This is a genomic window from Actinomycetota bacterium (assembly GCA_014360645.1).
Lineage (GTDB): Bacteria > Actinomycetota > Geothermincolia > Geothermincolales > RBG-13-55-18 > Solincola_B.
Window position 1 is genome coordinate 125,533 of sequence record JACIXD010000004.1, and the last position, 23,400, is coordinate 148,932.

21 protein-coding genes are annotated in these 23,400 nt (G+C 66.8%); 4 read left to right on the plus strand and 17 right to left on the minus strand.

Annotation, left to right across the window (positions count from 1 at the left end; translation table 11 throughout):
• The first annotated feature begins 74 nt into the window (after positions 1-74).
• From H5T74_04715 to H5T74_04725, 3 genes are all read left to right on the plus strand, one after another.
• On the plus strand, positions 75-734 hold the full coding sequence (locus H5T74_04715; protein MBC7229678.1) for a hypothetical protein: 660 nt from the start codon (positions 75-77) through the stop codon (positions 732-734).
• A gap of 60 nt (positions 735-794) precedes the next feature.
• Positions 795-1,238, plus strand: a complete 444-nt coding sequence (locus H5T74_04720; GenBank protein MBC7229679.1) for a DMT family transporter — start codon at positions 795-797, stop codon at positions 1,236-1,238.
• A 122-nt stretch (positions 1,239-1,360) separates the two neighbouring features.
• Positions 1,361-2,668, plus strand: a complete 1,308-nt coding sequence (locus tag H5T74_04725; protein MBC7229680.1) for an MFS transporter — start codon at positions 1,361-1,363, stop codon at positions 2,666-2,668.
• Between the two features lie 193 nt (positions 2,669-2,861).
• On the opposite strand, the gene H5T74_04730 is transcribed toward H5T74_04725, so the two are convergent.
• The 17 genes from H5T74_04730 to H5T74_04810 form a co-directional block, all read right to left on the minus strand.
• A complete protein-coding gene (locus H5T74_04730; protein ID MBC7229681.1) occupies positions 2,862-3,338 on the minus strand; it encodes a PaaI family thioesterase in 477 nt (158 codons plus the stop codon).
• Between the two features lie 87 nt (positions 3,339-3,425).
• The gene (locus H5T74_04735) at positions 3,426-4,202 is read right to left on the minus strand and encodes a hypothetical protein (GenBank protein MBC7229682.1); all 777 of its coding nucleotides are present in this window, start codon (positions 4,200-4,202) and stop codon (positions 3,426-3,428) included.
• Positions 4,203-4,473: 271 nt separating this feature from the next.
• On the minus strand, positions 4,474-5,700 hold the full coding sequence (locus H5T74_04740) for a DUF2088 domain-containing protein (protein MBC7229683.1): 1,227 nt from the start codon (positions 5,698-5,700) through the stop codon (positions 4,474-4,476).
• A 341-nt stretch (positions 5,701-6,041) separates the two neighbouring features.
• Positions 6,042-6,353: a hypothetical protein gene (locus H5T74_04745; protein ID MBC7229684.1), complete on the minus strand. Its 312-nt coding sequence runs from the start codon at positions 6,351-6,353 to the stop codon at positions 6,042-6,044.
• Positions 6,354-6,426: 73 nt separating this feature from the next.
• Positions 6,427-7,971, minus strand: a complete 1,545-nt coding sequence (purH, locus tag H5T74_04750; GenBank protein MBC7229685.1) for a bifunctional phosphoribosylaminoimidazolecarboxamide formyltransferase/IMP cyclohydrolase — start codon at positions 7,969-7,971, stop codon at positions 6,427-6,429.
• 140 nt (positions 7,972-8,111) lie between these two features.
• Positions 8,112-8,729, minus strand: coding sequence for a phosphoribosylglycinamide formyltransferase (locus H5T74_04755; GenBank protein ID MBC7229686.1), 618 nt, complete (start codon positions 8,727-8,729; stop codon positions 8,112-8,114).
• Positions 8,730-8,749: 20 nt separating this feature from the next.
• Positions 8,750-9,823 carry a phosphoribosylformylglycinamidine cyclo-ligase gene (locus H5T74_04760; protein MBC7229687.1) on the minus strand — a complete coding sequence of 358 codons (1,074 nt, stop codon included), beginning with the start codon at positions 9,821-9,823 and terminating at the stop codon, positions 8,750-8,752.
• Positions 9,824-9,941: 118 nt separating this feature from the next.
• The gene (gene purF, locus H5T74_04765; protein ID MBC7229688.1) at positions 9,942-11,366 is read right to left on the minus strand and encodes an amidophosphoribosyltransferase; all 1,425 of its coding nucleotides are present in this window, start codon (positions 11,364-11,366) and stop codon (positions 9,942-9,944) included.
• Between the two features lie 169 nt (positions 11,367-11,535).
• Positions 11,536-13,722: a phosphoribosylformylglycinamidine synthase subunit PurL gene (gene purL / locus H5T74_04770; GenBank protein MBC7229689.1), complete on the minus strand. Its 2,187-nt coding sequence runs from the start codon at positions 13,720-13,722 to the stop codon at positions 11,536-11,538.
• A gap of 6 nt (positions 13,723-13,728) precedes the next feature.
• Positions 13,729-14,427 (minus strand): phosphoribosylformylglycinamidine synthase subunit PurQ, encoded by a 699-nt coding sequence (gene purQ / locus H5T74_04775; protein MBC7229690.1) that lies wholly within the window; start codon positions 14,425-14,427, stop codon positions 13,729-13,731.
• Between the two features lie 42 nt (positions 14,428-14,469).
• Positions 14,470-14,712, minus strand: coding sequence for a phosphoribosylformylglycinamidine synthase subunit PurS (gene purS, locus H5T74_04780; GenBank protein ID MBC7229691.1), 243 nt, complete (start codon positions 14,710-14,712; stop codon positions 14,470-14,472).
• Between the two features lie 131 nt (positions 14,713-14,843).
• Complete coding sequence (locus tag H5T74_04785; GenBank protein ID MBC7229692.1) at positions 14,844-16,154, minus strand: adenylosuccinate lyase; 1,311 nt, start codon at positions 16,152-16,154, stop codon at positions 14,844-14,846.
• 134 nt (positions 16,155-16,288) lie between these two features.
• Positions 16,289-16,741, minus strand: coding sequence for a 5-(carboxyamino)imidazole ribonucleotide mutase (gene purE, locus H5T74_04790; GenBank protein ID MBC7229693.1), 453 nt, complete (start codon positions 16,739-16,741; stop codon positions 16,289-16,291).
• Positions 16,742-16,812: 71 nt separating this feature from the next.
• Positions 16,813-18,087, minus strand: coding sequence for a phosphoribosylamine--glycine ligase (purD, locus tag H5T74_04795; protein ID MBC7229694.1), 1,275 nt, complete (start codon positions 18,085-18,087; stop codon positions 16,813-16,815).
• A 380-nt stretch (positions 18,088-18,467) separates the two neighbouring features.
• The gene (rnk, locus tag H5T74_04800; GenBank protein MBC7229695.1) at positions 18,468-18,881 is read right to left on the minus strand and encodes a nucleoside diphosphate kinase regulator; all 414 of its coding nucleotides are present in this window, start codon (positions 18,879-18,881) and stop codon (positions 18,468-18,470) included.
• A gap of 187 nt (positions 18,882-19,068) precedes the next feature.
• Positions 19,069-20,400, minus strand: coding sequence for an adenylosuccinate synthase (locus H5T74_04805; GenBank protein ID MBC7229696.1), 1,332 nt, complete (start codon positions 20,398-20,400; stop codon positions 19,069-19,071).
• Between the two features lie 204 nt (positions 20,401-20,604).
• Positions 20,605-21,984, minus strand: a complete 1,380-nt coding sequence (locus tag H5T74_04810) for an NAD(P)/FAD-dependent oxidoreductase (protein MBC7229697.1) — start codon at positions 21,982-21,984, stop codon at positions 20,605-20,607.
• A 336-nt stretch (positions 21,985-22,320) separates the two neighbouring features.
• Between H5T74_04810 and H5T74_04815 the strand changes: the two genes are divergently transcribed.
• Complete coding sequence (locus H5T74_04815) at positions 22,321-23,394, plus strand: hypothetical protein (GenBank protein ID MBC7229698.1); 1,074 nt, start codon at positions 22,321-22,323, stop codon at positions 23,392-23,394.
• Positions 23,395-23,400: the final 6 nt, after the last annotated feature.

The window sequence follows — 23,400 nt, forward strand, 5'->3', positions numbered from 1 at the left end:
GTGCTCGGCGGCGCGGAACCCCATGGTCTCCGACGCCTGCTTCCTTTAACCGCGGCGAGCTCGATATACTGGAGGTGGCCGGCGAGGAGGGAGCCATCGGCCAACCGCTGAACATTCGCATGCGCTCGCTGGCGGGATCGGCGGCGGGCGGCTGGGAGGTCCCCCTGGACGCCTGGGCCTGGCGGCTCGACGAGCGCACCTGCGGGGGCGGCCCCTTCGTCTTCGACGACGGCTACCACAAGTTCTCCATCGCCCTCTACCTGCTGGGCGAGGCGGAAAAGGTCTTCGCCTGGATGGAGGCCCTGCCCCTGGGAGACGGGTTGTGCATGGACGCGCCGAGCATCTGCATCTGGAAGCACAAGGACGGCGCCCGTTTCGGCAGCATCGACTTCACCTGGGCCTACGACCTTTTCATCAGATCCGATTACTACTCCGCCGACGACCGCGTCGAGGTCACCGGCACCGAGGGCGTCCTGTGGGTGACGCGGGGCCACGGCAACATGCTGGACGTCCCACCCCTCCTCCTCTACCGCGAGGGGAGGCTCACCGCCTTCACCGACCTGGAGGCGGACTGGGGGGCGAGCTTCCGCGACGCCACCCGCCACCTCCTGGACGCACTGCGCGAGGGGAGCGAGGCCCACCTCACGCCGTGGGAGGGGCGCCGGGTGCTGCAGTTCGCCCTGGCGGCCATCGCCTCGGCGCGAGAGGGCGCGAGGTGCGTCCGGACGAGATAGGCTGACGCGCGCCGCGCGCGAGCGCCTTCGCGGCGGCGGGACACGAGAGGAGGGAGGGCCTTGAGCAAGACACTCTATTACCTGCTGGCCTTCGGGATGGGGCTGGTCATCGCCGCCCACCTGGCCATGAACGCCGACGTGGGCCAGAAGATCGAGAACGCCCGCGCCGCCAACGCCGCCTTCTGGACCATCGGGTCGGTGGTGGCCATCATCATCTGGCTGGCCAGCCCCGGGCGTTCCGCCATCACCAGGCTCAGGGACGTCAACCCCCTCCTCCTGCTGGCGGGGGCCATGGGGGCGGCCCTGGTGCTGGCCATCGCGGTCATCATCCCCAGGATCGGGGCGGGGCCTACCAACGTCATGCAGCTGGCGGGGCAGGTTATCGCCGGGGTCCTCATCAGCCATTTCGCCCTGTGGAGTTCCCCGGAGGCTTCCATCAGCGTCCTCAAGCTGGTGGGGGTGGCGGTGATGGTCGGCGGGGCCTACATGGCGGTGGCACTCTAGCGGGGAGGAAGAAGGCGGGCGGTGTTCAAATAATAACTAGACGGGTCCAGGTGGGCCGAGGCGCGGAGTCCCGTGCGGCGTAGGCGATCGGGCAAGGGCCGCGAGGCCGTATCGAGGGGGGAATGAACATGGAGGAGAACTCCGGGGTCGGGGGATACAGGACCTACGGCTACCGCTGGGTGGTGCTGCTGGCCTTCGGGCTGGTGCTCTGCGTACAGGCCTTCCTGTGGATCAGCTTCGCGCCCATAGAGAGCAGCGTGGAGAAGGTCTTCGGGGTGGGCTCGGGGCTGGTCCGGCTCCTGGCCTTGGTGGGGCCGTTGATGTTCGTGTTTTTAGGCTCCCTGGCGGGAGACTTGGCCGACCGGCGCGGCTTCAAGTTCACGGTGTCCCTGGGGGCAGTGGCGATCAGCCTGGCCGGGATCTTCAGGGCGGTGGTGCCGCACCTGGGCATCTCGGGGAAAGGGCAGTACTGGATAATACTGGTATGCCAGGCGGCGATCGGGGGAGGGGCGGTGTTCATCCTGGTGAACATGTCCAAGATGCCCATCAAGTGGTTCCTGGAGGAGGCGCGGGCCGCGGCCATAGGCATAGTCACCGTCTTCTTCTACCTGGGGTCCGCCGTGGGCATCCCCCTGGTGACGGCCATTGCCGGCATCCCGGAGGGCGCCACGGACCTCTCCGTGATGAGCGCAGGCGTCAACCGCGTGCTCACCGTCTTCGCCGCCGTCATGGCGGCGAGCACGGTCCTGTTCATCATCCTCGCACGCGAGGAGCCCCCCACCCCCTCCGGGCCGGTGCCGGAGGAGCAGAAGCTGGGGGTCTTCGCCGCCCTCGGGCGTTTCCTCGGCGCCCCCACCTTCCAGGCCTTGGCCCTGGTCTCGCTGATCGGCTACGGGGCCTTCGTGGGCCTCACCGTGACCATGGAGAAGATCATCGGGTACCACGGCTTCTCGTCCAGCTTCGCCTCCTTCGTCGCCAGCGCCCTCATCATCGGCGGCATCATCGGTGCCGGGATACTGCCGGGACTCTCCGAGAGGATTGGGCTCCGCAAGCCCTTTCTCATCCTCGCCGCGGCGGTGACGGTGCCCATGGGCTTCCTCATCGGTTTCGTGGGCGTGAAGGCGCTTAATCTGACGGGCGCCTTCTTCCTCGGTTTCTTCCTCCTCTCCGCCCTGCCGGTTACCTTCACCATCGTGGGGGAGATGGAGGAGATCGGACCCCTCTTCGCGGGGTCGGCGGTGGGCACGCTCATGGCCCTGGGCAACATAGGTTCCCTAGTCATACCCCTGGGGATGGAGGCGCTGAAGAGGAGCGCCGGGGAGACACCGGACTACCGCCTCTCCCTGGTGCTGCTGTTCGTGCTGGCGGTGCTGGGCATGCTGGTGGTCATCTGGCGGGTGAAGGAGACCGGCCCGCGCACCAGGAGATGAGCCCGTCCGCGTCAGTAGCGTGAACCAGTCACGGCATTATCGCGACCGCCCTTTCGACCACAGGTGAAGACAACGGCGGAAAGGCGTAAAGCCGCGGCGCAGCCCGATCCAGGCGTCGGAAAACGGGCCCGCAGGAGTTCATTCTCCGATCGGGCGAAAACCCTCGCCGGGCGCGCCGAGAAGAGATCCGCGCTCACCCTCCGAAATATTTCAGGTACTCCTCCGGGGTACGGATGAGGCGGAAGGTGGCCTGGGCCTGGGCCACCAGCGTGCCCGAGGAGTCCAGGACCTTGAGGTCCAGCGCCTTGTCCGCCCTTCCCTCCCGCCTGAACTCCTCCAGCAGGGCGGAGGCCTCTTCCTCCACCACCCGCGCCGTGCACCTCAACTCGCCGCGCGGGGGGTGCAGGTAACGGATGTTGAAGACGGTGTTCAGGACCATGACCTCGCGGGGATCCAGATAGCGCATGATGGCCATACCCCCCGCCGTCTCCGCCAGGCCGCAGATGGCGCCGGCGTGCACCAGCCCGAAGGCGTTGAGGTTGGAGGGGTTGTCCTCCATGACCAGGGTGACCCGTCCGTCCCCTTCGTCTATCTCCCGCAGGCGCATGCGCGCCTCCCGCGCGAAGGGGCAGGCCTGCTCCACCATCATCACCAGCATCTCTTTCTGCATTTACGTACTCCTCCAGTTCGCGCAACGAAGAACCTCCAGGGCATATTTTTCCCCTTCCCGGGCGGACCTAGCGTATCCCGCCGGTCGTCAAGCCGGCCCGGAGGACAGCCGGTACTGGAAGTACGCCGCCAGGATGAGCAGGTAGTAGGCGAGGTGCAGGAAGAAATCCGCCGGCTCGGTAGTGCTCATCATGCCCACGAGCCGGATATGGGCGGTGAGGATGGTCTGGACCATGATGCACACCAGGGCCAGGGAGATGAAGAGAAAGGGGCGCCCCGCCTCCCCCTTCCCGATGGTGACGGCCATGAACGCCACGATGCAGAGCGCGGCAACCTGTACCACCAGGGCGAAGATGTCGGAGATCCTCACCCCCGGAGACACGTCGCTCGCGGCCAGGGGCACGATGAGCACGAACAGGGTCACCGCCGCGAAGACCACCAGGGAGGGCAGCACGGTGGTCGATGCCGAGCGCGCGAACTCGAAGCCCTGCCTCTTGAAGCCCACATACAGGCTGCCTATCACCACCAGCACGGGGATGAAGACGAGGATGAAAAAGACGAAGATGAGGTCGGGGGAAAAGACGTCCCTGCCGGCATAGGCGTTGACCGTCTCCATGACCACGGGGATGACGTTGATGGCCACCGCCACCGTTATCCAGTACCAAAGGCGCATGGGCAGCGTACCCCGTCCCAGCCTCGGCAGCAGAAGCCCCGAGGCGCCCAGGAGTATGAAGATGAGGGCGAGGCGAGCGGAGAAAACGGGACCGCCCAGGGACTCTCCCGCCCGCATGCTCACCAGGTACATGATCGCCGCCGACGCCAGCACGGCGCTGGCGAGCGCCAGCAGGGCGCGCATCTTCCTCAAACCTCATCCTCCTCACGTTCCAGAGCCCGGGGGCAGTTACGACGTCCGTTCATCCGGCATACCGCCTCTCGTCGCTTACGACTTCATGGTCGCTGGCCTCGAGCGGCGGCGACCTCCCGGTCACCGGATCCGTCACAGGCCTGAAATTACTATCGGGAACCGAAGCGCATCACTACAGCAGGCCAGGCAAAACGCAAGGCGCAGGACAGCGCGCCAGCCTCCTCCCGGACCCGTAGGCCTTCACTAGCCAGCGGCCTCGGCGGCGACGGGCTCAGGCGAAATACTGCATGGTGCCGTCTGGGATCACCGCCACGGAGGCCTCGCCCGGGAACTCCTCCTCCAGCAGCGCGAGGGTCTCATCCCAGGTGCGGGTAACGGTAACGCACTCCGCGGGGGCGAAGAGGTCGCACATGGTCCTGTCGGGATAGCGAGAGCAGACGATGAGCCTTATTCCCTCCGGAGGCGGCCCCATGCGCATGTAGTATTCCCCGCCGTATTCCTTGCCGAAGCTCCGGATGAGGTAGTGGCATATCTGTCCCTCCGGGCTGTTGACCACGAGCACGACGGCGCCGCGGGCGTAGTTCACGCTCATCATGGACATGAGCATGCAGATGGCCATCTCGTTGTACTTGGCATAGGCGTTGGCGACCACGATGTCTTTGCCCGGTGCGGGCTTGGTGGCGTAATGCTCCCTCGCCGCCTTCACCCCTACCTCATATTCCGCCAACGGGTCCCCCACGAAGAGGTCGGTTATCTCGCCGCGGGCGTTGACGAGGGCGTCCACCTTGACCTGCAATCCCGACATCCTGGTCACCTCGGCGATCGCCGCGTACATCACGTTGCCCTCCGTCTTTCCCAGGCCCATGGTCTCCGGCCCCCGCAGGGCTACCTCGCGATGGAAAGCCTTGATGGTCTGCACCCCGCTTATGCCCGGCAGGATTATCTTCCCCCCGCCCCCGAATCCCACATGCACGTGGGGGGTGATGCATCCGATACCGATACGCAGGTCGCAGAACATGAACTCGCGGTTGATGTACACGGGAATGCCGCTGGGGCTCTCCCCCAGGTACTCGCAGTTCTCGTAGGGATTGTGGTTGTAGACCGGGAACCGCTCCACCACCTCGTCTCCCAGCTTTTTGCGGAAGCCGATGTTGTCCATGGCCCCGTGCATGCCCAGGGCGGGGATGAAGCGCACGTTGTCGTCGGGGATGCCCGCCTTCTGCAGGGCTTCCAGGATATGGGGCAGGACCACCTTGACGGGGGTGGGACGGGTCATGTCGTCGAAGACTACGGCCACCTCGCGCGCACGCGACGCCAGCTCCCGCAGGGCGGGAGAACCTATAGGCTCCTCGAAGGCCCGGGCCAGGCCTCGAGCGTCCAGGGCGGGCTTTCCGAAGCCCGGGGGCTCCAGGACCTCGACATCCCAATGGTCCGGGAAGCTCAAAGGCATGGGGCGGTTCCCGTACCACAGCATATCCGACACTTCCACCTTTTTCATGCCCGGACTCCTTTCCCCGGCGAGGGATATCCGCCGCTCACCCTATTCTCACCGCGCCGCATGCGCCCGGGCGGGCGGGCCGCCGCGGTGCCCGCTGGGCAAGGGCCTTCTCGCCGCCCGACCCCTTCCAAGTCCGCGTTCCAAAAAGAAATGCGGAGCCATTTTGCCTTGCGCCGCATGCGCCCGGGCGGGCGGGCCGCCGCGGTGCCCGCTGGGCAAGGGCCTTCTCGCCGCCCGACCCCTTCCACGTCCGCGTTCCAAAAAGAAATGCGGAGCCATTTTGCCTTGCGCCGCATGCGCCCGCGCGGGCCGGAAGGCCGCGGTCGCCATGGGTCGACACGTCAAACCCAGCGCGAGCCCTCACCTCCGCCGCGCTCCGGCGAGCGCGACTGCCTTTTCCTGCCCTCCCGCACCTGGTGGTACTCGAAGAGAATGGAGGCCAGGACCACGAGGATGCCCACTATCACCAGCGCCACCAGCAACACGGAGGTATAGCCGGCGGGCTTGGAGCGCTGGTACTGCTCGTAGATCTCGCCGCCTTGGTGCGCCGCCTCGGTCTTCTCGTGGTTGGCGATGCCCCAGAACACCGCCGCCAGGAGAACCAGCAGCGCCGCGAGGATGACGAGGCGCACGGCCAGGAAGAACCTGCTCATGGCACCATGTTACCCTATAAGGCACCGGTCTCGCATGTTTCTCTCTCGCTTACGGGCGTGGGCATGCCCGGCATCAATGGCGGAAGTGGCGCTTCCCGGTGAGCACCATCACCAGCCCGCGGCGCCTTATCTCCTCGAAGGTCTCCTCGTCCCGCATGGAGCCCCCGGGCTGGATGAAAGCCTCCACCCCCGCCTCCGCCGCCATGACCACGGAGTCGGGGAAGGGGAAGAAGGCGTCGGAGGCGCACACCGAGCCGCCCGCCTTTCCCCCGGCCTTGCGCAGGGCGAGGTGGGTGGAATCGAGCCGGCTCATCTGGCCCGCCCCGATGCCCACCGTGGCCCCGTCCCTGGCCAGCACTATGGCGTTGGAGCGGGTATGCTTGGCCACCTTCCAGGCGAACACCAGGTCCTCCCACTGCCCCGGCGTGGGGCGCCTGTCGCCCACGTACTCCACGCCGCTGAGGTCGTCTTCCCCGGCGTCGTAATCCTGCACCAGCAGGCCGCCGTCCACCCGCTTGAGGTCCTTGAGCAGGTTGAACGGCTCTCTCTCCAGGGGAAGGCGCAGGAGGCGGATGTCCTCCTTGCGCTGAAGTATCCTGCGCGCGTCCTCGTCGTAGTCCGGGGCTATCACCACCTCCACGAAGATGGAGTCGATGAGCGCGGCGGTATCCGCGTCCACGGGCCGGTTGAGGGCCATGACGCTCCCGAAGGCGCTCACCTCGTCGCACTCGTAGGCCCGCCTCCAGGCGTCGGCCAGGCGGTCGGCCACCGCCACCCCGCAGGGGTTGTTGTGCTTGATCATCACCACGGCGGGGCGCGGGAACTCCTTCACCAGGGACCAGGCGGCGTCGGTGTCCAGGACGTTGTTGAACGACAACTCCTTGCCGTGGAGCTGCTCGGCGAAGACCAGTGCCGTGGAGGGCGCCCCCACCTCCTGGTATAGGGCTCCCCTCTGATGGGGGTTTTCCCCGTAGCGCAGCATGGACTGCTTCTTGAAGACCAGGTTCAGGGTGTCCGGGAACTCCTCGAAGGCCCCCGAGAGGTAGGCGTAGATGGCGGCGTCGTAGCCCGCGGTGTGACGGAAACCCTCCGCCGCCAGGGACTTGCGCGTCTCCTCCGACAGCCCCCCGCCGTTGCGGCGCATCTCCAGCAGCACCGAGGAGTAGCGCTTGGGATTGGTGACCACCGCCACGGAGGCGAAGTTCTTGGCCGCGGCCCGGATGAGGGTGACGCCCCCGATGTCGATCTGCTCCACCGCCTGCTCCAGCGTGGTGCCGGGCTGGGCGATGGTCTCCGCGAAGGGATAGAGGTTCACCACCACCAGGTCAATGGGCTTGATGCCCAACTCCTCTAGCTGTCTCATGTGCTCGGGGTTGGAGCGGTCCGCGAGGAGGGCGGCGTGGATATGGGGATGCAGGGTCTTGACCCTACCGTCGAGCATCTCAGGGAAGCCGGTGATATCCGCTATGGGGATGACCTCTATGCCCTCGCCGCGCAGCCGGGTCTCCGTGCCCCCGGTGGAGATGATCTCCACCCCCATCTCCCGCAGCTCCCTGGCGAGCCCCACGATCCCCGCTTTGTTGGACACGCTGATGAGCGCCCGCTCGATCCTGGCCATCGACCGTACCCCCTATCGCACTATGCTCCCGGGAAGCGTACCCGCTCCCCTTTTCCAACAAACGCCATCAAGCCTCCGGCATCTCCACCTGCCTGCCTTCCACGAAGGACCACATGCCCGGGCTCAAAGAGGACGGCATGTCAACCGTCCAGTATCTCCACCCGCCTGCCTTCCACCCTTAGCCTCCCCTCGCAGAAGTACCGGATGGCCTCCGGGTAGAGCCGGTATTCCACCTCGTGTATGCGCCGGTGCAAGGTCTCCTCATCGTCTCCCGGCAGCACGGGGACGGCGTCCTGCAGGATGATGGGCCCGGTGTCCAGGCCCTCGTCCACGAAGTGCACGGTGACGCCGGTGACCTTCACCCCGTAGGCCAGGGCATCGGCGACCCCGGAGGTGCCGGGGAAGGAGGGGAGCAGCGCGGGATGGATATTCATGATGCGGTTGCGGAAAGCGGCCACGAACTCCGGGCCCACTAGGCGCATGAAGCCCGCCAGCACCACCAGGTCCACCTCGCGCTCCTCGAGGATGCGGACCAGCTCGCGGTCGTATGAGGGTCGGTCCGGGAAGGAGGCGGGGTCCACGAAGAGGGCCTCGAGTCCGAAGCGGCGCGCGCGCACCAGCCCGTATGCCTCCTCCACGTCGCTTATGACCACGGCGATGCGCGCGGGCAGGGAACCCTCCTCGATGCGGCGCGCGATGTTCTCGAGGTTGGTGCCGGAGCCGGAAATGAGCACCCCCAGCCTGCAGGGCTCGGGCATGTCGCCGTCCCTCCTTTTCCTCAGCAGGTCAGCCGAATGCCGCCGCCGCCTTCGCAGACGTCTCCGATGCGCATGGCACGGTAACCCTCCAGTCCCAGGAGGTGGATGGCCTGGCGGAAATCCCCCAGGTCCACGACCACCACCATGCCGATGCCCATGTTGAAGGTCCTGAACATCTCCACCTCGTCTATGCCCCCCATGTCCCTCACGATCTTGAAGATGCTGTGGGGATGCCAGGTGGTGGTGTCGATGACCGCGTCCACGCCGGAGGGGAGCACCCTCGGGACGTTCTCGATCAACCCTCCCCCCGTCACGTGCACGATGCCCTTGACGTCCACCTCCCCGAGCAGGCGGAGGATGCCGGGAGCATAAATCTCCGTGGGGGTGAGCAGCTCCTCCCCCAGGGTGCGCGCGAGGCCGCGCAGGCGGTCGCCGGGGTCGAAGTCGTTCGTCTCGAAGAACACCTTGCGCACCAGGGAATAGCCGTTGGAGTGCAGCCCGCTGCTCATGATGCCCAGGATGGCGTCCCCCGGCACGATGCGCGAGCCGTCGATGATCCTTTCTTTTTCCACCACCCCCACGGCGAACCCCGCCAGGTCGTAGTCGTCCTCCTCCATGACCCCGGGATGCTCCGCCGTCTCCCCGCCGATGAGGGCGCACCCGCAGCGTCGGCAGCCGCGCGCGATCCCCGCCACGATGCTGCGCACCTTCTCGGGGTCCACCCTGCCCATGGCCAGGTAGTCGAGGAAGAACAGGGGCTCCGCCCCGCAGGTCACGATGTCGTCCACGCACATGGCCACCAGGTCCACCCCTATGGTGTCGTGGCGGTCGAGCATCTGCGCCACCTTGAGCTTGGTCCCCACGCCGTCCACCGCCGAGACCAGCACGGGGTCGGAATAGCCCTTGAACCCGGCCGCGAAGAGCGCCCCGAAGCCCCCCAGCCCCGAGAGCACCTCGGGGCGGAAGGTGGAGGCCGCCTCCTCCCTGATCAGCTCCACAGCGCGCGCGCCCGCCTCGATATCCACCCCGGCGCCCGCGTAGGTGAGTGGACGGCAGGCTTCCCCGCCGTTGTTTTTTTTGTCTACTTCTTCCATTTCCGCCTTTCCCCGCTTCCTCTTCCTCTGCCCCCGTTCCTGCCCTTCCTCCGTCCCGTGTCCCTCGTTCCTCCGATCCCCGCGCGGCACCCGGGTGCGCCCCGCCCGCTCGGCCGCGTCACTCTCCGTCCGTCCCCACCCTCTCCGTCTCCAGCCTGCACTTGGCCATCTTGACGTCCTCGGGCACGGGGATGGGATAATCGCCGTCGAAGCAGGCGAGGCAGAACTCCTCGCGCGGACGGCGCGTCGACCACACCAGGTTCTCCATGCTCAGGTAATGCAGGGTGTCGGCCCCGATGAACTCCCTTATCTCCTCCACGCTGCGGGTGGACGCGATGAGCTCCTTGCGGATAGCGGTGTCGATGCCGTAGAAGCAAGGGTACATGTCGGGAGGGGAGCTGATGCGCATGTGCACCTCCCTGGCTCCCGCGTCCCGGAGCATCCTCACGATCTCGCGCGTGGTGTTGCCCCGCACGATGGAATCGTCCACCACCACCAGGCGCTTTCCCCTGATGTCTCCCACCAGGGGGTTGAGCTTCAGGCGCACCCCCAGCCTGCGGATGGCCTGGGTGGGCTGGATGAAGGTGCGCCCGATGTAGCGGTTCTTGATCAGCCCTTCCCCGAAGGGGATCCCCGAGGCCTGGGAGTAGCCGATGGCCGCCGGCACGCCGGTGTCGGGGATGGGCATGACCACGTCCGCCTCCACCGGGGCCTCGTCCGCGAGGCTCATCCCCATGTGCTTGCGCGCATGGTAGAGGTAGGTGTCGTACATGATGGAGTCGGGGCGCGCGAAGTAGATGAACTCGAAGATGCAGAGGGACGGCTTGCGCGCCTCCATGAAGCGCTCGAACCTCAGGCCGTCCTCGTCGATCACCGCCATCTCCCCGGGTTCGATCTCCCGCATGTACTCCGCCCCGATGATGTCCAGGCCGCTGCTCTCGCTGGAGATGGCGTATCCGTCACGGTATGCGCCCACGCAGAGAGGCCTGATGCCGTAGGGGTCCCGGAGACCTATGAGGCGCTTCTCGGTGAGTATGGCCAGGGAATACGCCCCCACCAGGCGGGGCATGACCTCCTTCACGGCGTCCACGATGTCCTCGGCGGGGGAGCGGGCCAGCAACACCGCGATCACCTCGGTGTCGGAGGTGGAGCGGAAGCGCACCCCCTCCGCCCGCAGCTCCTCGCGCAGCTCCACGGTGTTGATGAGGTTGCCGTTGTGGGCCACGTACACGGACCCCCGGCGGCGCGGCACCTGCACCGGCTGCGCGTTCTCCCAGAAGGAGGACCCGGTGGTGGAATACCTGACGTGGCCGATGGCCATGTACCCCTTGAGGTTGTTGAGGTCCCGCTCGCTGAAGACCTGCGAGACCATGCCCATGTCCTTGAGCATGAGGCTCTCCCTGCCGTCCGACACCGCGATGCCGGCGCTCTCCTGGCCGCGGTGCTGCAGGGCGTAAAGGGCGTAATAGGTCAGCTTGGCGACATCGTCCTCGCGGGTGTAGATGCCGAAGATGCCGCATGCCTCGTTGCGTTCGAAGGCCACCTTATCTCATCGCCTCTCTCGTCTCTCCGTTCGCCGCCTCGTTTCCGCTGATCCCGCCGAACCCGTTCTGGGCTGCCGTATCCGCCGCCGCTTTCTTGCCGTCACACCGGGGCTCCGCAGTGCCGCCCGGGTGGGGGCCCAGGGGCGGCGGCGTGAACGCCTCCCGCCTTCAACCCCGCATGATCCTCTCCAGGGCCTCCTCCCTGACGCGGTCCATCTCCTTCACTTCCAGGTCTATCCAGTCGTTGACGGTCAGGTGGTCTCCTCCCGTCCTGCCTAGGACCTGCAGGGGCACCCCCCTCGACGCGGCCAGCTTGCGCAGGGCGGGAAGCCCTTCCTCGCGCAGGGTCACCACGAACCGCGACTGGCTCTCGGAGAACAGCCAGGACACGGGCGGGAGCTCCGTCTCCACCTCTATCCTCGCTCCCATGCCCCCCGCGCAGCAACACTCCAGGAGGGCCACCGCCGCGCCGCCCTCCGAGCAATCGTGGGCGGAGAGGATGATATCCCTGCGTATGCCCTCGATGCAGGTCGCCTGCACGCCCTTCTCCAGGCTCAGGTCCAGACGCGGGGGGCGGCCTGCGGCGATACCGTGCACCAGCCACAGGTACTCGGAGCCGCCCAGCTCATCCAGGGTCTCCCCCAGCATGACCACCAGCAGCCCCTCCTCCGGGAAGGCGATGTCCGTGCGCTTGGCCACGTTGCCGATGAGCCCCACCATGCCGATCACCGGCGTGGGATAGATGGCGGTTCCGAAGGATTCGTTATAAAAGCTCACGTTCCCGCTCACCACCGGCAGCTCCAGGTAGCGGGCGGCGTCGGCCATGCCGCGCACCGCCTCCCTGAACTGCCAGAATATGCCAGGTTTTTCCGGGTTGCCGAAGTTCAGGCAGTTGGTGAAGGCCATGGGGACGCCTCCCGATGCCACCACATTGCGCGCCGCCTCCGCCACCGCGATCTGGGTGCCGGTGTAGGGATCGAGATAGACGTAGCGGGAGTTGCCGTCGCAGGACACCGCCAGCGCCTTGCTGGTCCCCTTGATGCGCAGGACCGCGGCGTCTGAGCCGGGATAGGCCACGGTGTTGAGCTGCACCATGTGGTCGTACTGTTCCCACACCACTCGCCTGCTGCAGAGGTTGGGACCTCCCACCAGCCGCAGCAGGGTCTCTCCATGGTCGCCGGGGTGCCGCAGGGAGGAGAGGTCGAAGGCTTGTACCTCGTCGAGGTATCCCGGCCTCTCCGAGGGGCGGTCATAGACCGGCCCGCTGGCTAGGGTGGAGGCGGGCACGTCCACCACCTTTTCCCCGTGCCAGTATATCTGCAGGGCGTCGCCCTCGGTCACCTCGCCTATGACCGCGGCGTTCAGCCCCCACCTGCCGCAGACCGCCAGCACCTCCTCGAGGTGCCGCGGTTCCACGATGGCCAGCATGCGCTCCTGGGACTCGGAGATCATGATCTCGAAGGGCTCCATATCCTCCCGCAGGGGCACCTTCTCCAGGTCGATGCGCATGCCCACCCCGCCGCGCGCCGCGGTCTCGGAGCAGGCGCAGGAGATGCCGGCGGCGCCCAGGTCCTGCAATCCCACCAGGAGCCTTCTGTCCAACAGCTCCAGGCATGCCTCGATGAGCAGCTTCTCGGTGAAGGGGTCTCCCACCTGCACGCTGGGCCGCTTCTCCTGGCTCTTCTCGTCGAACTCCTGCGAGGCGAGGATGGAGGCGCCACCGATGCCGTCGCGCCCCGTGCGGTTGCCCAGGAGCACCACCGCGTTGCCCACCCCGCTGGCCTGGCCGCGGATGAGGTCCTCCTTGGACATGATCCCGATGCACATCACGTTGACGAGGATGTTCTCGTCGTAGCAGGGGTCGAAATAGATGTCCCCTCCCACCGTGGGGATGCCCAGGCAGTTCCCGTACCCGGCGATGCCCGCGATCACCCCTCCGAAGAGGTAGCGGGTGCGCGGGCTGGCGGGGTCGCCGAAGCGCAGGGGGTCGAGGCAGGCTATGGGCCGGGCTCCCATGGTGAAGATGTCGCGCACGATGCCCCCGATGCCGGTGGCCGCTCCCTGGTAGGGCTCCACGGCGCTGGGGTGGTTGTGGGACTCCATCTTGAAGGCCACCGCCAACCCTCCCCCGATGTCTATCACCCCCGCGTTCTCCCCCGGGCCCTGAAGCACGTAGGAAGCGCGGGTGGGGAGCTGCGCCAGCACCGCCCTGGAGCTCTTGTAGGAACAGTGCTCGCTCCACATGAGGGAGTACATGCCCAGCTCCACCTTGTTGGGCTCCCTGCCCAGCAGGCGCACGATGTCCCGGTACTCGTCCTCGGTCAGACCCAGTTCCTCGTATAGCTCCGCCATGATGCCACCCTACCCCTTTCCCCGGTGATGCGCCATGATGGACTCCCATATGACCATGCCGTCGGTGCTCCCCAGCAGCTCCTCGGATGCGCGCTCCGGATGGGGCATGAGGCCGAAGACGTTGAAGCCCTCGTTGCATATGCCGGCGATGTTGTCCGCAGCCCCGTTGGGGTTGGCCTCCTCGCTCACAGCGCCCTCCGGGTCGCAGTAACGCAGGATGATCCTTCCCTGCTCCCGGAGCTCGCGCAGGGTGTCCGCGTCCGCGGTGTAGTTGCCCTCGTTATGGGCGATGGGGATGCGCAGAACCTGTCCCTCCGCGGCGGCGTTGGTCCAGGGCGTGGAGGCGTTCTCCACCCGCAGGTGCACGAAGCAGCAGATGAAGTGGAGGCAGGTGTTGCGGAGCATGGCCCCGGGCAGCAGTCCCGCCTCTAACAGGATCTGGAAACCGTTGCAGATGCCGATGACCAGCCCGCCCTCGCGGGCGTACCCCGCCACCGCCTCCATGACCGGGCTGAAACGGGCGATGGCCCCGCAACGCAGGTAATCGCCGTAGGAGAACCCGCCCGGCAGCACCAGGCAGTCGTAGCGCGAGACGTCGGTCTCCTGGTGCCAGACGTAATCCACGTCCTCCCCCAGGACCTTGTCGATGACGTGGTGGCAGTCCATCTCGCAGTTGGATCCGGGAAAAACGACCACTCCGAACTTCATCTGGCTCCTCTCCTCCGCGTTCACTCCTCGAGGCCGCGTCGTTCAGCGCTCTATCTCCACCCGGAAGTCCTCGATGATGGGGTTGGCGAGGAGCCTCTCGCACATCTCCTGCACCCGCGCCTCCGCGCGCTCCGCGTCCACCCCCTCCAGGCGCAGGGTGATGTACTTGCCGATACGCACCTCGGAAACCTCTTCGAAACCCAGGGACCTGAGCGACCCCAGGGTCGCCTGCCCGGCGGGGTCAAGCACTCCCTGCTTAGGCGACACGAAAACAGATACCTTCAATCCCGTCTCCTCCTCCTCCGATCTCCTCGAGACCTCCGCGCGTGCCCCGGCGGCCCCGGCTCCTCGACGGCCCACAACGGTCCTGCCCTGCCCCGGCGGACGGGCCCCCGCTCCTGAGTTCGAGGTCTCCCTCAGGGGCCCCGCAGGTCCAGGGCCTCCAGGCGGGCGAAGACCTCTCCCAGGTTGCGCAGTTGCCTTTCCAGGTCGAAACACGCCTCGAGCTCCTCGCCGCCGAGGCGGGACGCCACCTCGGGGTCGGCGGCCAGGAGGGCGCGGAAGTCCCCGCCCTCGTCCCAGGCGCGCATGGCGTTGCGCTGCACCAGGGCATAGGCTTCCTCGCGCGTAAGCCCCCTGTCCACTAGGGCGAGCAGCACGTTCTCCGAAAAGATAAGGCCGCGGTTGAGCTCGAGGTTGCGCCGCATGTTCTCGGGGTAGACCTGCAGGCCCTCCACCACGCCCCGGAACTTCACCAGCATGTAGTGGAGCAGGGTGGTGGAGTCGGGGATGATCACCCTCTCCACCGAGGAATGCGAGATGTCCCTCTCGTGCCACAGAGCTACGTTCTCCATGGCGGCCATGGCGTTGCCCCGCAGCACCCTCGCCAGACCGCAGATGCGTTCGCAGAGGATGGGGTTGCGCTTATGGGGCATGGCACTGGACCCCTTCTGCCCCCTGCGGAAGGGCTCCTCGACCTCCAGTACCTCGGTCCTCTGAAGGCCCCTGATCTCCAGGGCGAACTTCTCCAGGCTGGAGCCGGCGATGGCGATGGCCGCCAAATACTCGGCGTGGCGGTCGCGCTGCAGGACCTGGGTGGAGACCTCGGCCGGCTTCAGCCCCAGCCTCTCGCAGACATAGGCCTCGACCCAGGGGTCGAGGTGGGCGTAGGTCCCCACCGCCCCGGAGATCTTGCCGCAGCTCACCGCCTCGCGCGCCCTCTCCAGGCGCCCGATGTCCCGTGCTGCCTCAAAGGTCCAGAGGGCGAACTTCATCCCCAGGGTCATAGGCTCCGCATGCACCCCGTGGGTGCGCCCCACCACCACGAGGTCCCGGAAATCCAGCGCCCTCTCCTTGAGGGCGGCGGCGAGGGCACGCGCCTCGGACAGGATGAGGTCCATGGCCTCGCGCATCTGCAGGGCGAGCCCGGTGTCCAGGACGTCGGAGGAGGTCATGCCGTAATGGATGAAGCGCGAGCTCTCCCCCACGTTCTCCGCCACGTTGGTGAGGAAGGCGATGACATCGTGGTGCACCATCTCCTCGATCTCGCGCACGCGCTCGGGATCGAAGGCGGCCCGCGACCTTATCTCCTCCAAAGCCTCCGGGGGGACCTCCCCCCGCCGCGCCCTGGCCTCCACGGCCAGGATCTCGATGTCCAGCCACTTCCGGAGCTTGTTGTTCTCGCTCCATACCTCGGCCATCTCCGGCAGGGTGTAGCGCGGGATCATCTCTCCGTCCCTCCCGGAGCAAAGCGGCCGCGCGCGGTACCCACAAAAGGTGCCATATTACCAACCTTTTCCATGCATCTCGCCCGGCACAAGTCTATTATGCACCATGGAAAACGCCGCTGACAGGGGCTTTTTCAGGCCTCCGCCATGCGCCTGCGGTACTCCGCCAAGGCCGAGGCCACCGCCTCGTGTTTCAGGGCCAGGATGGAGCACGCCAGCAGGGCCGCGTTGGCGGCCCCATCTATGGCCACCGCGGCCACGGGCACCCCGCGCGGCATCTGGACGATGGAGAGCAGCGCGTCCAGCCCCCCCAGGTCCGGCGAGGAGATGGGGATGCCGATCACCGGGAGGGCGGTCAGGGAGGCGATGACGCCGGGCAGGTGGGCCGCCTTCCCCGCGGCGGCGATGAAGACCTCCACGCCCTCCCCGGGCGCCTCGCGCACGAACTCCCTCAGCTTCTCGGGCTGGCGGTGGGCGGAGATGACCGCCTTCACCACCTCCACCCCCATCCCGGCGAGGACCTCCTCTGCCGGCTTTACCTTCTCCGCGTCCGACCCGGAGCCCATGAGCAGGGCTACCTTAGGCACGCCCATGTTCCCGATACCTCCATGTGCTCACTTCCTCCACCATCATCTCCGACTCACGCTCCCCCGCCTCATCAGGACCCGAAGGCGCGCAGGGCGATGTCCCCGCGGTAATAGATATCCCGGAAGCCGATCCTCTCCACCGCCTCGTAGGCCTTCGCGCGCGCGGCGGCGAAATCCGTTCCCAGGGCGCTGACGTTGAGCACGCGCCCCCCGTCGGTGAGTACCTCGCCTCCCTCCCCCAGGCGCGTGCCGGCGTGGAAGACGGTGACTCCCTCCAGGGCTCCGGCCTCCTCCAGGCCGCTTATGGGGTAGCCCTTCGCGTATTCCCCGGGGTAGCCCCCGGAGGCGACGACCACGGTGACGCATACCTCTTTTTTCCAGTTCAAGCCCATGCCGGAAAGGCGGCCCTCCACCACCGCCAACATGGCCTCCACGAGATCGCCCTCCAGCCGGGGAAGCACCGCCTGGGTCTCCGGGTCGCCGAAGCGCACGTTGAACTCCAGCACCCTTGGGCCCTCGGCGGTGAGGATGAGCCCGGCGTAGAGTATGCCCCGATAGCGGATGCCGCGCGCGGCCAGGGCGCGGGCGGTGGGCCGGAGTATCTCCTCTACCGCGCGCCGGTAGTCCTCCTCCGAGAGCACGGGCACGGGGGAATAGGAGCCCATGCCGCCGGTGTTGGGCCCGGTATCGCCGTCGCCGGCGCGCTTGTAGTCCTGGGCGGGGGCCATGGGCAGGATGTCCTCGCCGTCCACGAAGGTGAGGATGGAGACCTCCTGGCCCTCCAGGAACTCCTCGATGAGCACCTTCTCACCCGCCGCCCCGAAGGCGCGGTCCACGAAACATGCCTTGAGCGCCTCGTAGGCGGCGCGGTCGTCTCGGGCGATGACCACCCCCTTGCCCGCGGCCAGCCCGTCCGCCTTGACCACGAAGGGAGGGCTGCTTTTCCTGATACAGGCCTTCGCGCTCTCGAAGTCCGTGAAGACCTCCGCCTTCCCCGTGGGCACCCCGGCCTCCAGCATCAGCCGCTTGGCGAAATCCTTGCTCCCCTCCATCTGCGCCGCCTCGCGGTCAGGACCGAAGACCGCCAGCCCCCGGGCCTGGAAGGCGTCGACGATGCCGGCCACCAGGGGGGCCTCGGGCCCCACCACCGTGAGGTCTATCTTCTTCTCGGCCGCGAAGGCGGCCAGGCCCTCTACGTCCTCTGCCTTTATGGCCACGCACTCGGCGAGGGCGGCCATGCCCGCGTTCCCCGGCGCGCACCAGATGCGGTCCACCAGGGGTGACTGCGCGATCTTCCAGGTGAGGGCGTGCTCGCGCCCCCCTCCTCCCACCACCAGAACCTTCATGCATACCTCCCCGTGGTCGCCCGGGCTACACCTCTATATTTTATGGAAGGCGGTGACAATCCTGCCCAATCCCTCAATATGTCCCCACTCAGCATCGATGGACATCCGATTTTGAAAGGCCGGTGGGAATGAAAACCCTTGGCTGCTCGGATCAAACGCCCGGGGCGTTCGGAATCCCGCATTCTCGAACCGAACGGATGACCGACGCAGCCGCGACGCAGAGGTGAACGGCCGGAAGGCCCACGCGAGAACCAGGCATATGCCGGAGGGTACCCCCGCGGCCAGGAGGGGTTCTCCCGGCCTTATGGCGACCTCTCGGAAACGCGGTGGCTCGGCCATTTTCGCGCCAGAGGGAAAAGTGTCCTCGCTTACATGCGAGATCAGAGGTCGAAATCCCCCGCCGCCTCGGGCTGGTAGAGGATCTCCAGTATCTCCAGCCTCCTCAACCCGGCCGGGACCTGCCACTCCAGGGCGTCTCCGACCCTGTACCCCAGCATGCCCGTGCCCACCGGCGCCAGTATGGATATCCTGCCCTGGTCTATGTCCGCGTCCTGGGGGAAGACCAGGGACAGGGTCATCTCCTCGCCCGTATCCACATCCTTCAGGCGCACCCTGGAGTTCATGGTGATGACGTCGCCCGGTACCTCGTCCGACTCAACTATATTGGCCCGGGTAAGCTCCTCCTCGAGGTCTTTGAGGTAGGCGCTGATGCCGCCCTCCGCTCTCTTCTCCGCCATGAGCTTGTTCAAGCGCTCGAGGTCGAACCGGGTTATGAATATGTCCCTCTTCTTCATGTCTTCCTCCTTAAGCCTTTGGGGGATTCGAGAGCGAGGGGACAGCGGCCAACGCGGTCATTATGGATGATATTAAAAACCACTTCGCCGGGTGGTTGCCTTTCGGCCATACAAGCCGGACCCCTCGGAAAACAACCGCCTGCCGGAACATCCTCCGAGAGCCGCGGGAGAAGGCCAGGCCGCCGACCTACAGCGGGAGGTCGTCCTGGAAGAGGAAGCGGCTCTGGGAGAGTGGTTGCCCGCTCCCGTCCAGGAGGATGGTCTGTTGCCGGGAGGGACCGACGGAGACCAGAGAGATGGGTACCCCGGAGCGCGAGGAGATGAAGTCCAGGTATCTCCGCGCCTCCGCCGGGAGGTCGTCCAGGGTACGCGCCTCCGATATATCCCTCTTCCACCCCGGCATCTCCTCGTACACCGGCTCGCATGCTGCGAACACCCCGGAGAGCTGGGGGAACTCCTCCATGACCGTGTCCCCGTAACGGTAGGCCACGCAGACCCTCAAGGTGTCGAATCCCGAGAGCACGTCCAGCTTGGTGACGGCCATGCTGGTGAGGGAGTTCAGGCGCGCGGCATAGCGCAGGATCACGAGGTCGAACCACCCGCAGCGGCGGCGGCGCCCGGTGGTGGTGCCGAACTCGCGTCCCACCTCCTGCATGGCGCTGCCGATCTCGTTGTCCTGCTCGGTGGGGAACGGCCCGGCGCCCACGCGGGTGACGTAGGCCTTGGTCACCCCGATGACCTCGTCGATGTCCCCAGGACCCACCCCCGCCCCCGCGCAGGCCGCTCCGGCGACGGTGTTGGAGGAGGTCACGAAGGGGTAGGTGCCGTGGTCCAGGTCGAGCATCAGCCCCTGCGCTCCCTCGAAGAGGACGTTCTTTTCCTCCCGCAGGGCTTCTTTGACCAGCAGGGAGGTATCCGCCAGGCAAGGCCTCAGGCGGCGGGCATAACCTTCATAGGCGTCGGCGACCTCCTCCGCGTCGAGGGCCGGTGCTCCGTAGACGCAGGAGATGAGGCGGTTCTTCTCCTCCACCGCGGCCCGGACCTTCTCCCGGAAACCCCTCTCGTCCAGCATCTCCTGCATGCGCAGACCCACGCGGGCCGCCTTGTCGGCATAGGTGGGGCCTATGCCCCGCCGCGTGGTGCCCAAACCTCCCTCGCCCCGCCTGTCCTCCATCAGGCCGTCGAGCGCCTCGTGGCTGGGGAGGATGAGGTGGGCGTTGTAGGAGATGCGCAGGCGCTCAGCGTCCACGTCCAGGGAGGCGAGGTTGTCCATCTCCGCGACGAGCACCCCGGGGTTGACGATGACCCCGTTTCCGATCACCGGGACGATATGGGGATAGAGGATGCCGGAGGGGATGAGGTGCAGCTTGAGGGTCTCTCCGTCATAGACGATGGTGTGTCCGGCGTTGTTGCCGCCCTGGAAGCGCACCACCATGTGCATGTCGTCGGAGAGGAGGTCGATGACCTTCCCCTTGCCCTCGTCTCCCCACTGGGTTCCCACCACCACGATCCCGGGCATGGCCTATCTCTTCTCTCTTCTCGCCTGCTTGTCCGATCCCCACACGGAGAAACATTATACCACTTGCGGGGGATTGCGTGGTTCGGGGACAGGGAAACGCTCTTACGGCCTGGAACGGACGATCGCCTTCCCCGAACATGCCGGGAGACGCGTGTTTCGGGGACGGAAGAAGGGGACAAGACGCGCAAGCCCTTCACCGGGGGTTCAGCGGCCCGAGGATGCGAGGATGGAACGGGCGGCGACTATCCCCGAGGCGGAGGCCTGCACCAGGCCGCGGGTGATCCCCGCCCCGTCCCCTACGGCATAGAGGCCGGGGACCTCGCACTGCAGGTCGGCGCCCAGGCCGGGTCGCGAGGAATAGAACTTCACCTCCACCCCGTAGAGCAGCGTGTCGCGGGAGTTGAGCCCCGGGCACAGGCTGTCCAGGGCCTCCAGCATCTCCAGGATGTCGCTCACGTAGCGGTAGGGCAGCGCGAAGCTCAGGTCCCCGGGGACGGCGTCGGGAAGGGTGGGACGCACGGAGGAGCGCGCGATGCGGTGCGGCGTGGACCTCCGCCCCGCCAGGAGGTCGCCCAACCTCTGGATGATGATGCCCTCCCCCAGCAGATTGGCGAGGCGGGCGATGTACTTGCCGTAGGCGATGGGCTCCCGGAAGGGCTCGGTGAAGGTGGTGCTGACCAGGAGGGCGAAGTTGGAGTTCTCGGTGCGGCGCTCGCCGTAGGAGTGCCCGTTCACGGTGAGCACGTCCCCGTAGCGCTCCACGCAGACCTGACCGTAGGGGTTCATGCAGAACACCCGCACGCGGTCCTCGAAGCGGCGCGTGAAATAATGGATCTTCGGCTCGTAGAGGTCGAGGGTGAGGGGCTCCAGAACCGGGGCGGGTACCTCCACCCGGATCCCGATGTCCACCTGGTTGTTCTGCACCGCGATCCCCAGCCGCCGCATCTCCCCCGCCAGCCAGTCCGCGCCCTCGCGCCCGGGGGCCACCACCACGCGGGGGGCGTGTACAACCTCGCCCGCCCCGGTGCGTACCCCCTTCGCCCTGCCGCCCTCCACGAGGAGGGATTCCACCGGGCTCCCCGTCCTGATCTCCACCTTTTCCGCCAGGAACTCCCTCATCCTCACCAGCAGTTCCCGGCAGCGCTCCGTGCCCAGGTGCCGGAAGGGACATGGGGTGAGGACGAGACCGGAGAGGACCGCCTTCCTCCTCCACCCGTCCACCTTCTCCGCGTCGTCGCCGTAGACCCGGCGCGGCGCGCCGAACTCCAGGTAGAGCTGATCCACGCGGTCGATGAGGTCCCGCAGCATGCGGGTGCCCACGTACTCCTCCAGCCATCCTCCCACGGCGGGCGAGAGGGACAGCTTGCCGTCACTGTAGGCGCCCGCGCCCCCCCAGCCGCTGGTGATGGCGCAGGTGGAGCAGCGCCGACAACTGCCCTCGCGAGCGGGGCAGTCGCGCTTCTCTATGTCCGGCCCCTTCTCGAGCATGAGCACGCGCAGGCCGTCCCTCTTCACCAGCTCGAGGGCAGCGAAGATGCCGGCGGGGCCGGCCCCCACGATGATGACGTCATATTCCTCGGCCATGTCCGCCTCCGATTGTAACATCGGAGAGGCGGGAACGCGGGTTAAGGGCCGGTCCCGCCGGGCACGGCGGGGTGATGCCGTTTCTTTGTGGAAGACCTCTCCTTCCCTGTGCCGAGAGCGGCCGGGGCCGCTCCCACCAGGCGCGGCAGGGTGCCACGCGGAGAACGGGCGCTTAAGCGATCCGGTTCACGGTGACGATATATGAATACAACATGCCGTCCGCGGTGGAGCATCCCGGGGAGCCATCCCCTGGATCCCACGCGGGTTGGCGCGGGTTCGACGCAGGTACGGATCCCGCGAGGCGCGGGAGCAACCAGAGATCGTCCGGGAGGGGAAATGGACGTCATCGAGAGATGCGGCGAGTGCGGCGTGCCGGACAGGTTCCACCAGCTCCACAGGTGGCTCACCAACGGCGACATCGTACAGGCCGCCAACCAGCAGGCACGCATGGCCATGGTCGAGTGCGATACCGTCGACGACCTCTTCCGCGCCATCGGAGAGGCCATAGGCGTGTCCATCGACCACATGGTGATCAACATCATCGCCCGGGGCACGCAGATGTACATGGACTCCCTCACACCGCCCGCGGTGAAGGAGATGATCCGGAGCAAGCAGATGGACATACGGGTATTCTCCCAGGGGGTGATGGACATCTGCCACGCCATCGGCTACGGAAGGTACGAGTTCATGGACTACCGCTACGAGAACGACGCGGATGATTTCTGCCGCATCAGCATCTTCAAGCCCTTCTCCATCCTGGAGACCTCGGGGGCCTTCGCGGGGGTCATCGCCTCCTCCGTGGGCGGGGAGCACTCCGTGACCTACGAGGAGGTGAGCCCCGGCCTCTTCGAGCTCACCACCACCTGGACCACCTACCCTGAGGTACTCAAGGAGCGCCTCCAGCTCAACCTCTACGCGCCCGTGGCCGGAGACCTGGAGCTCGAGAGGTGTCCCCTCTGCGGCACCCCCACCCTGCTCGCCTCCATGTGCGAGTGGGACCTGGAGAACGGCGTCATCACCAACCGCGATAACGGCTGCCGCATGACCGTCCTGGGCCCCGGGCTCATGGACTCGGTGTTCGAGGCCCTGGAGTGGGAGCTGGGCGATGAGATACCGCGGCTGGTGGTGGACGCCCAGCGCCGCCTGGTCAAGGAGGGGTTAGCCCCCATCGACTTCTCGCGGCCCGTGGAGGAAGTGCGTCGGCACCTGGCCGTACGCGGCCTGGGGAACCTGCGCGAGTTCGCCATGGGCGCGGGAGGCGCCTCCCTGCATCTCGACAACCCCTGCATGCGGCTGCCCCTCGTCGGCCTGGTGCAGGGGAGCTTCGAGCGGATTTTCGGGACGGACTCCGAGGTGGAATGGGAGGTGTCCGGCGAGAACGCCCTGGTCATCGCGGTAAAGCCGCGGTAGGAACCC

Excerpts from the sequence above, each read along its gene's own strand:
- H5T74_04725 (MBC7229680.1), top strand. The coding sequence starts at position 1,361 with ATGAACATGGAGGAGAACTCCGGGGTCGGGGGATACAGGACCTACGGC.
- H5T74_04730 (MBC7229681.1), bottom strand. The coding sequence starts at position 3,338 with ATGCAGAAAGAGATGCTGGTGATGATGGTGGAGCAGGCCTGCCCCTTC.
- H5T74_04740 (MBC7229683.1), bottom strand. The coding sequence starts at position 5,700 with ATGAAAAAGGTGGAAGTGTCGGATATGCTGTGGTACGGGAACCGCCCC.
- H5T74_04745 (MBC7229684.1), bottom strand. The coding sequence starts at position 6,353 with ATGAGCAGGTTCTTCCTGGCCGTGCGCCTCGTCATCCTCGCGGCGCTG.
- purH (MBC7229685.1), bottom strand. The coding sequence starts at position 7,971 with ATGGCCAGGATCGAGCGGGCGCTCATCAGCGTGTCCAACAAAGCGGGG.
- H5T74_04755 (MBC7229686.1), bottom strand. The coding sequence starts at position 8,729 with ATGCCCGAGCCCTGCAGGCTGGGGGTGCTCATTTCCGGCTCCGGCACC.
- H5T74_04760 (MBC7229687.1), bottom strand. The coding sequence starts at position 9,823 with ATGGAAGAAGTAGACAAAAAAAACAACGGCGGGGAAGCCTGCCGTCCA.
- purQ (MBC7229690.1), bottom strand. The coding sequence starts at position 14,427 with ATGAAGTTCGGAGTGGTCGTTTTTCCCGGATCCAACTGCGAGATGGAC.
- H5T74_04785 (MBC7229692.1), bottom strand. The coding sequence starts at position 16,154 with ATGATCCCGCGCTACACCCTGCCGGAGATGGCCGAGGTATGGAGCGAG.
- purD (MBC7229694.1), bottom strand. The coding sequence starts at position 18,087 with ATGAAGGTTCTGGTGGTGGGAGGAGGGGGGCGCGAGCACGCCCTCACC.
- rnk (MBC7229695.1), bottom strand. The coding sequence starts at position 18,881 with ATGAAGAAGAGGGACATATTCATAACCCGGTTCGACCTCGAGCGCTTG.
- H5T74_04805 (MBC7229696.1), bottom strand. The coding sequence starts at position 20,400 with ATGCCCGGGATCGTGGTGGTGGGAACCCAGTGGGGAGACGAGGGCAAG.
- H5T74_04810 (MBC7229697.1), bottom strand. The coding sequence starts at position 21,984 with ATGGCCGAGGAATATGACGTCATCATCGTGGGGGCCGGCCCCGCCGGC.
- H5T74_04815 (MBC7229698.1), top strand. The coding sequence starts at position 22,321 with ATGGACGTCATCGAGAGATGCGGCGAGTGCGGCGTGCCGGACAGGTTC.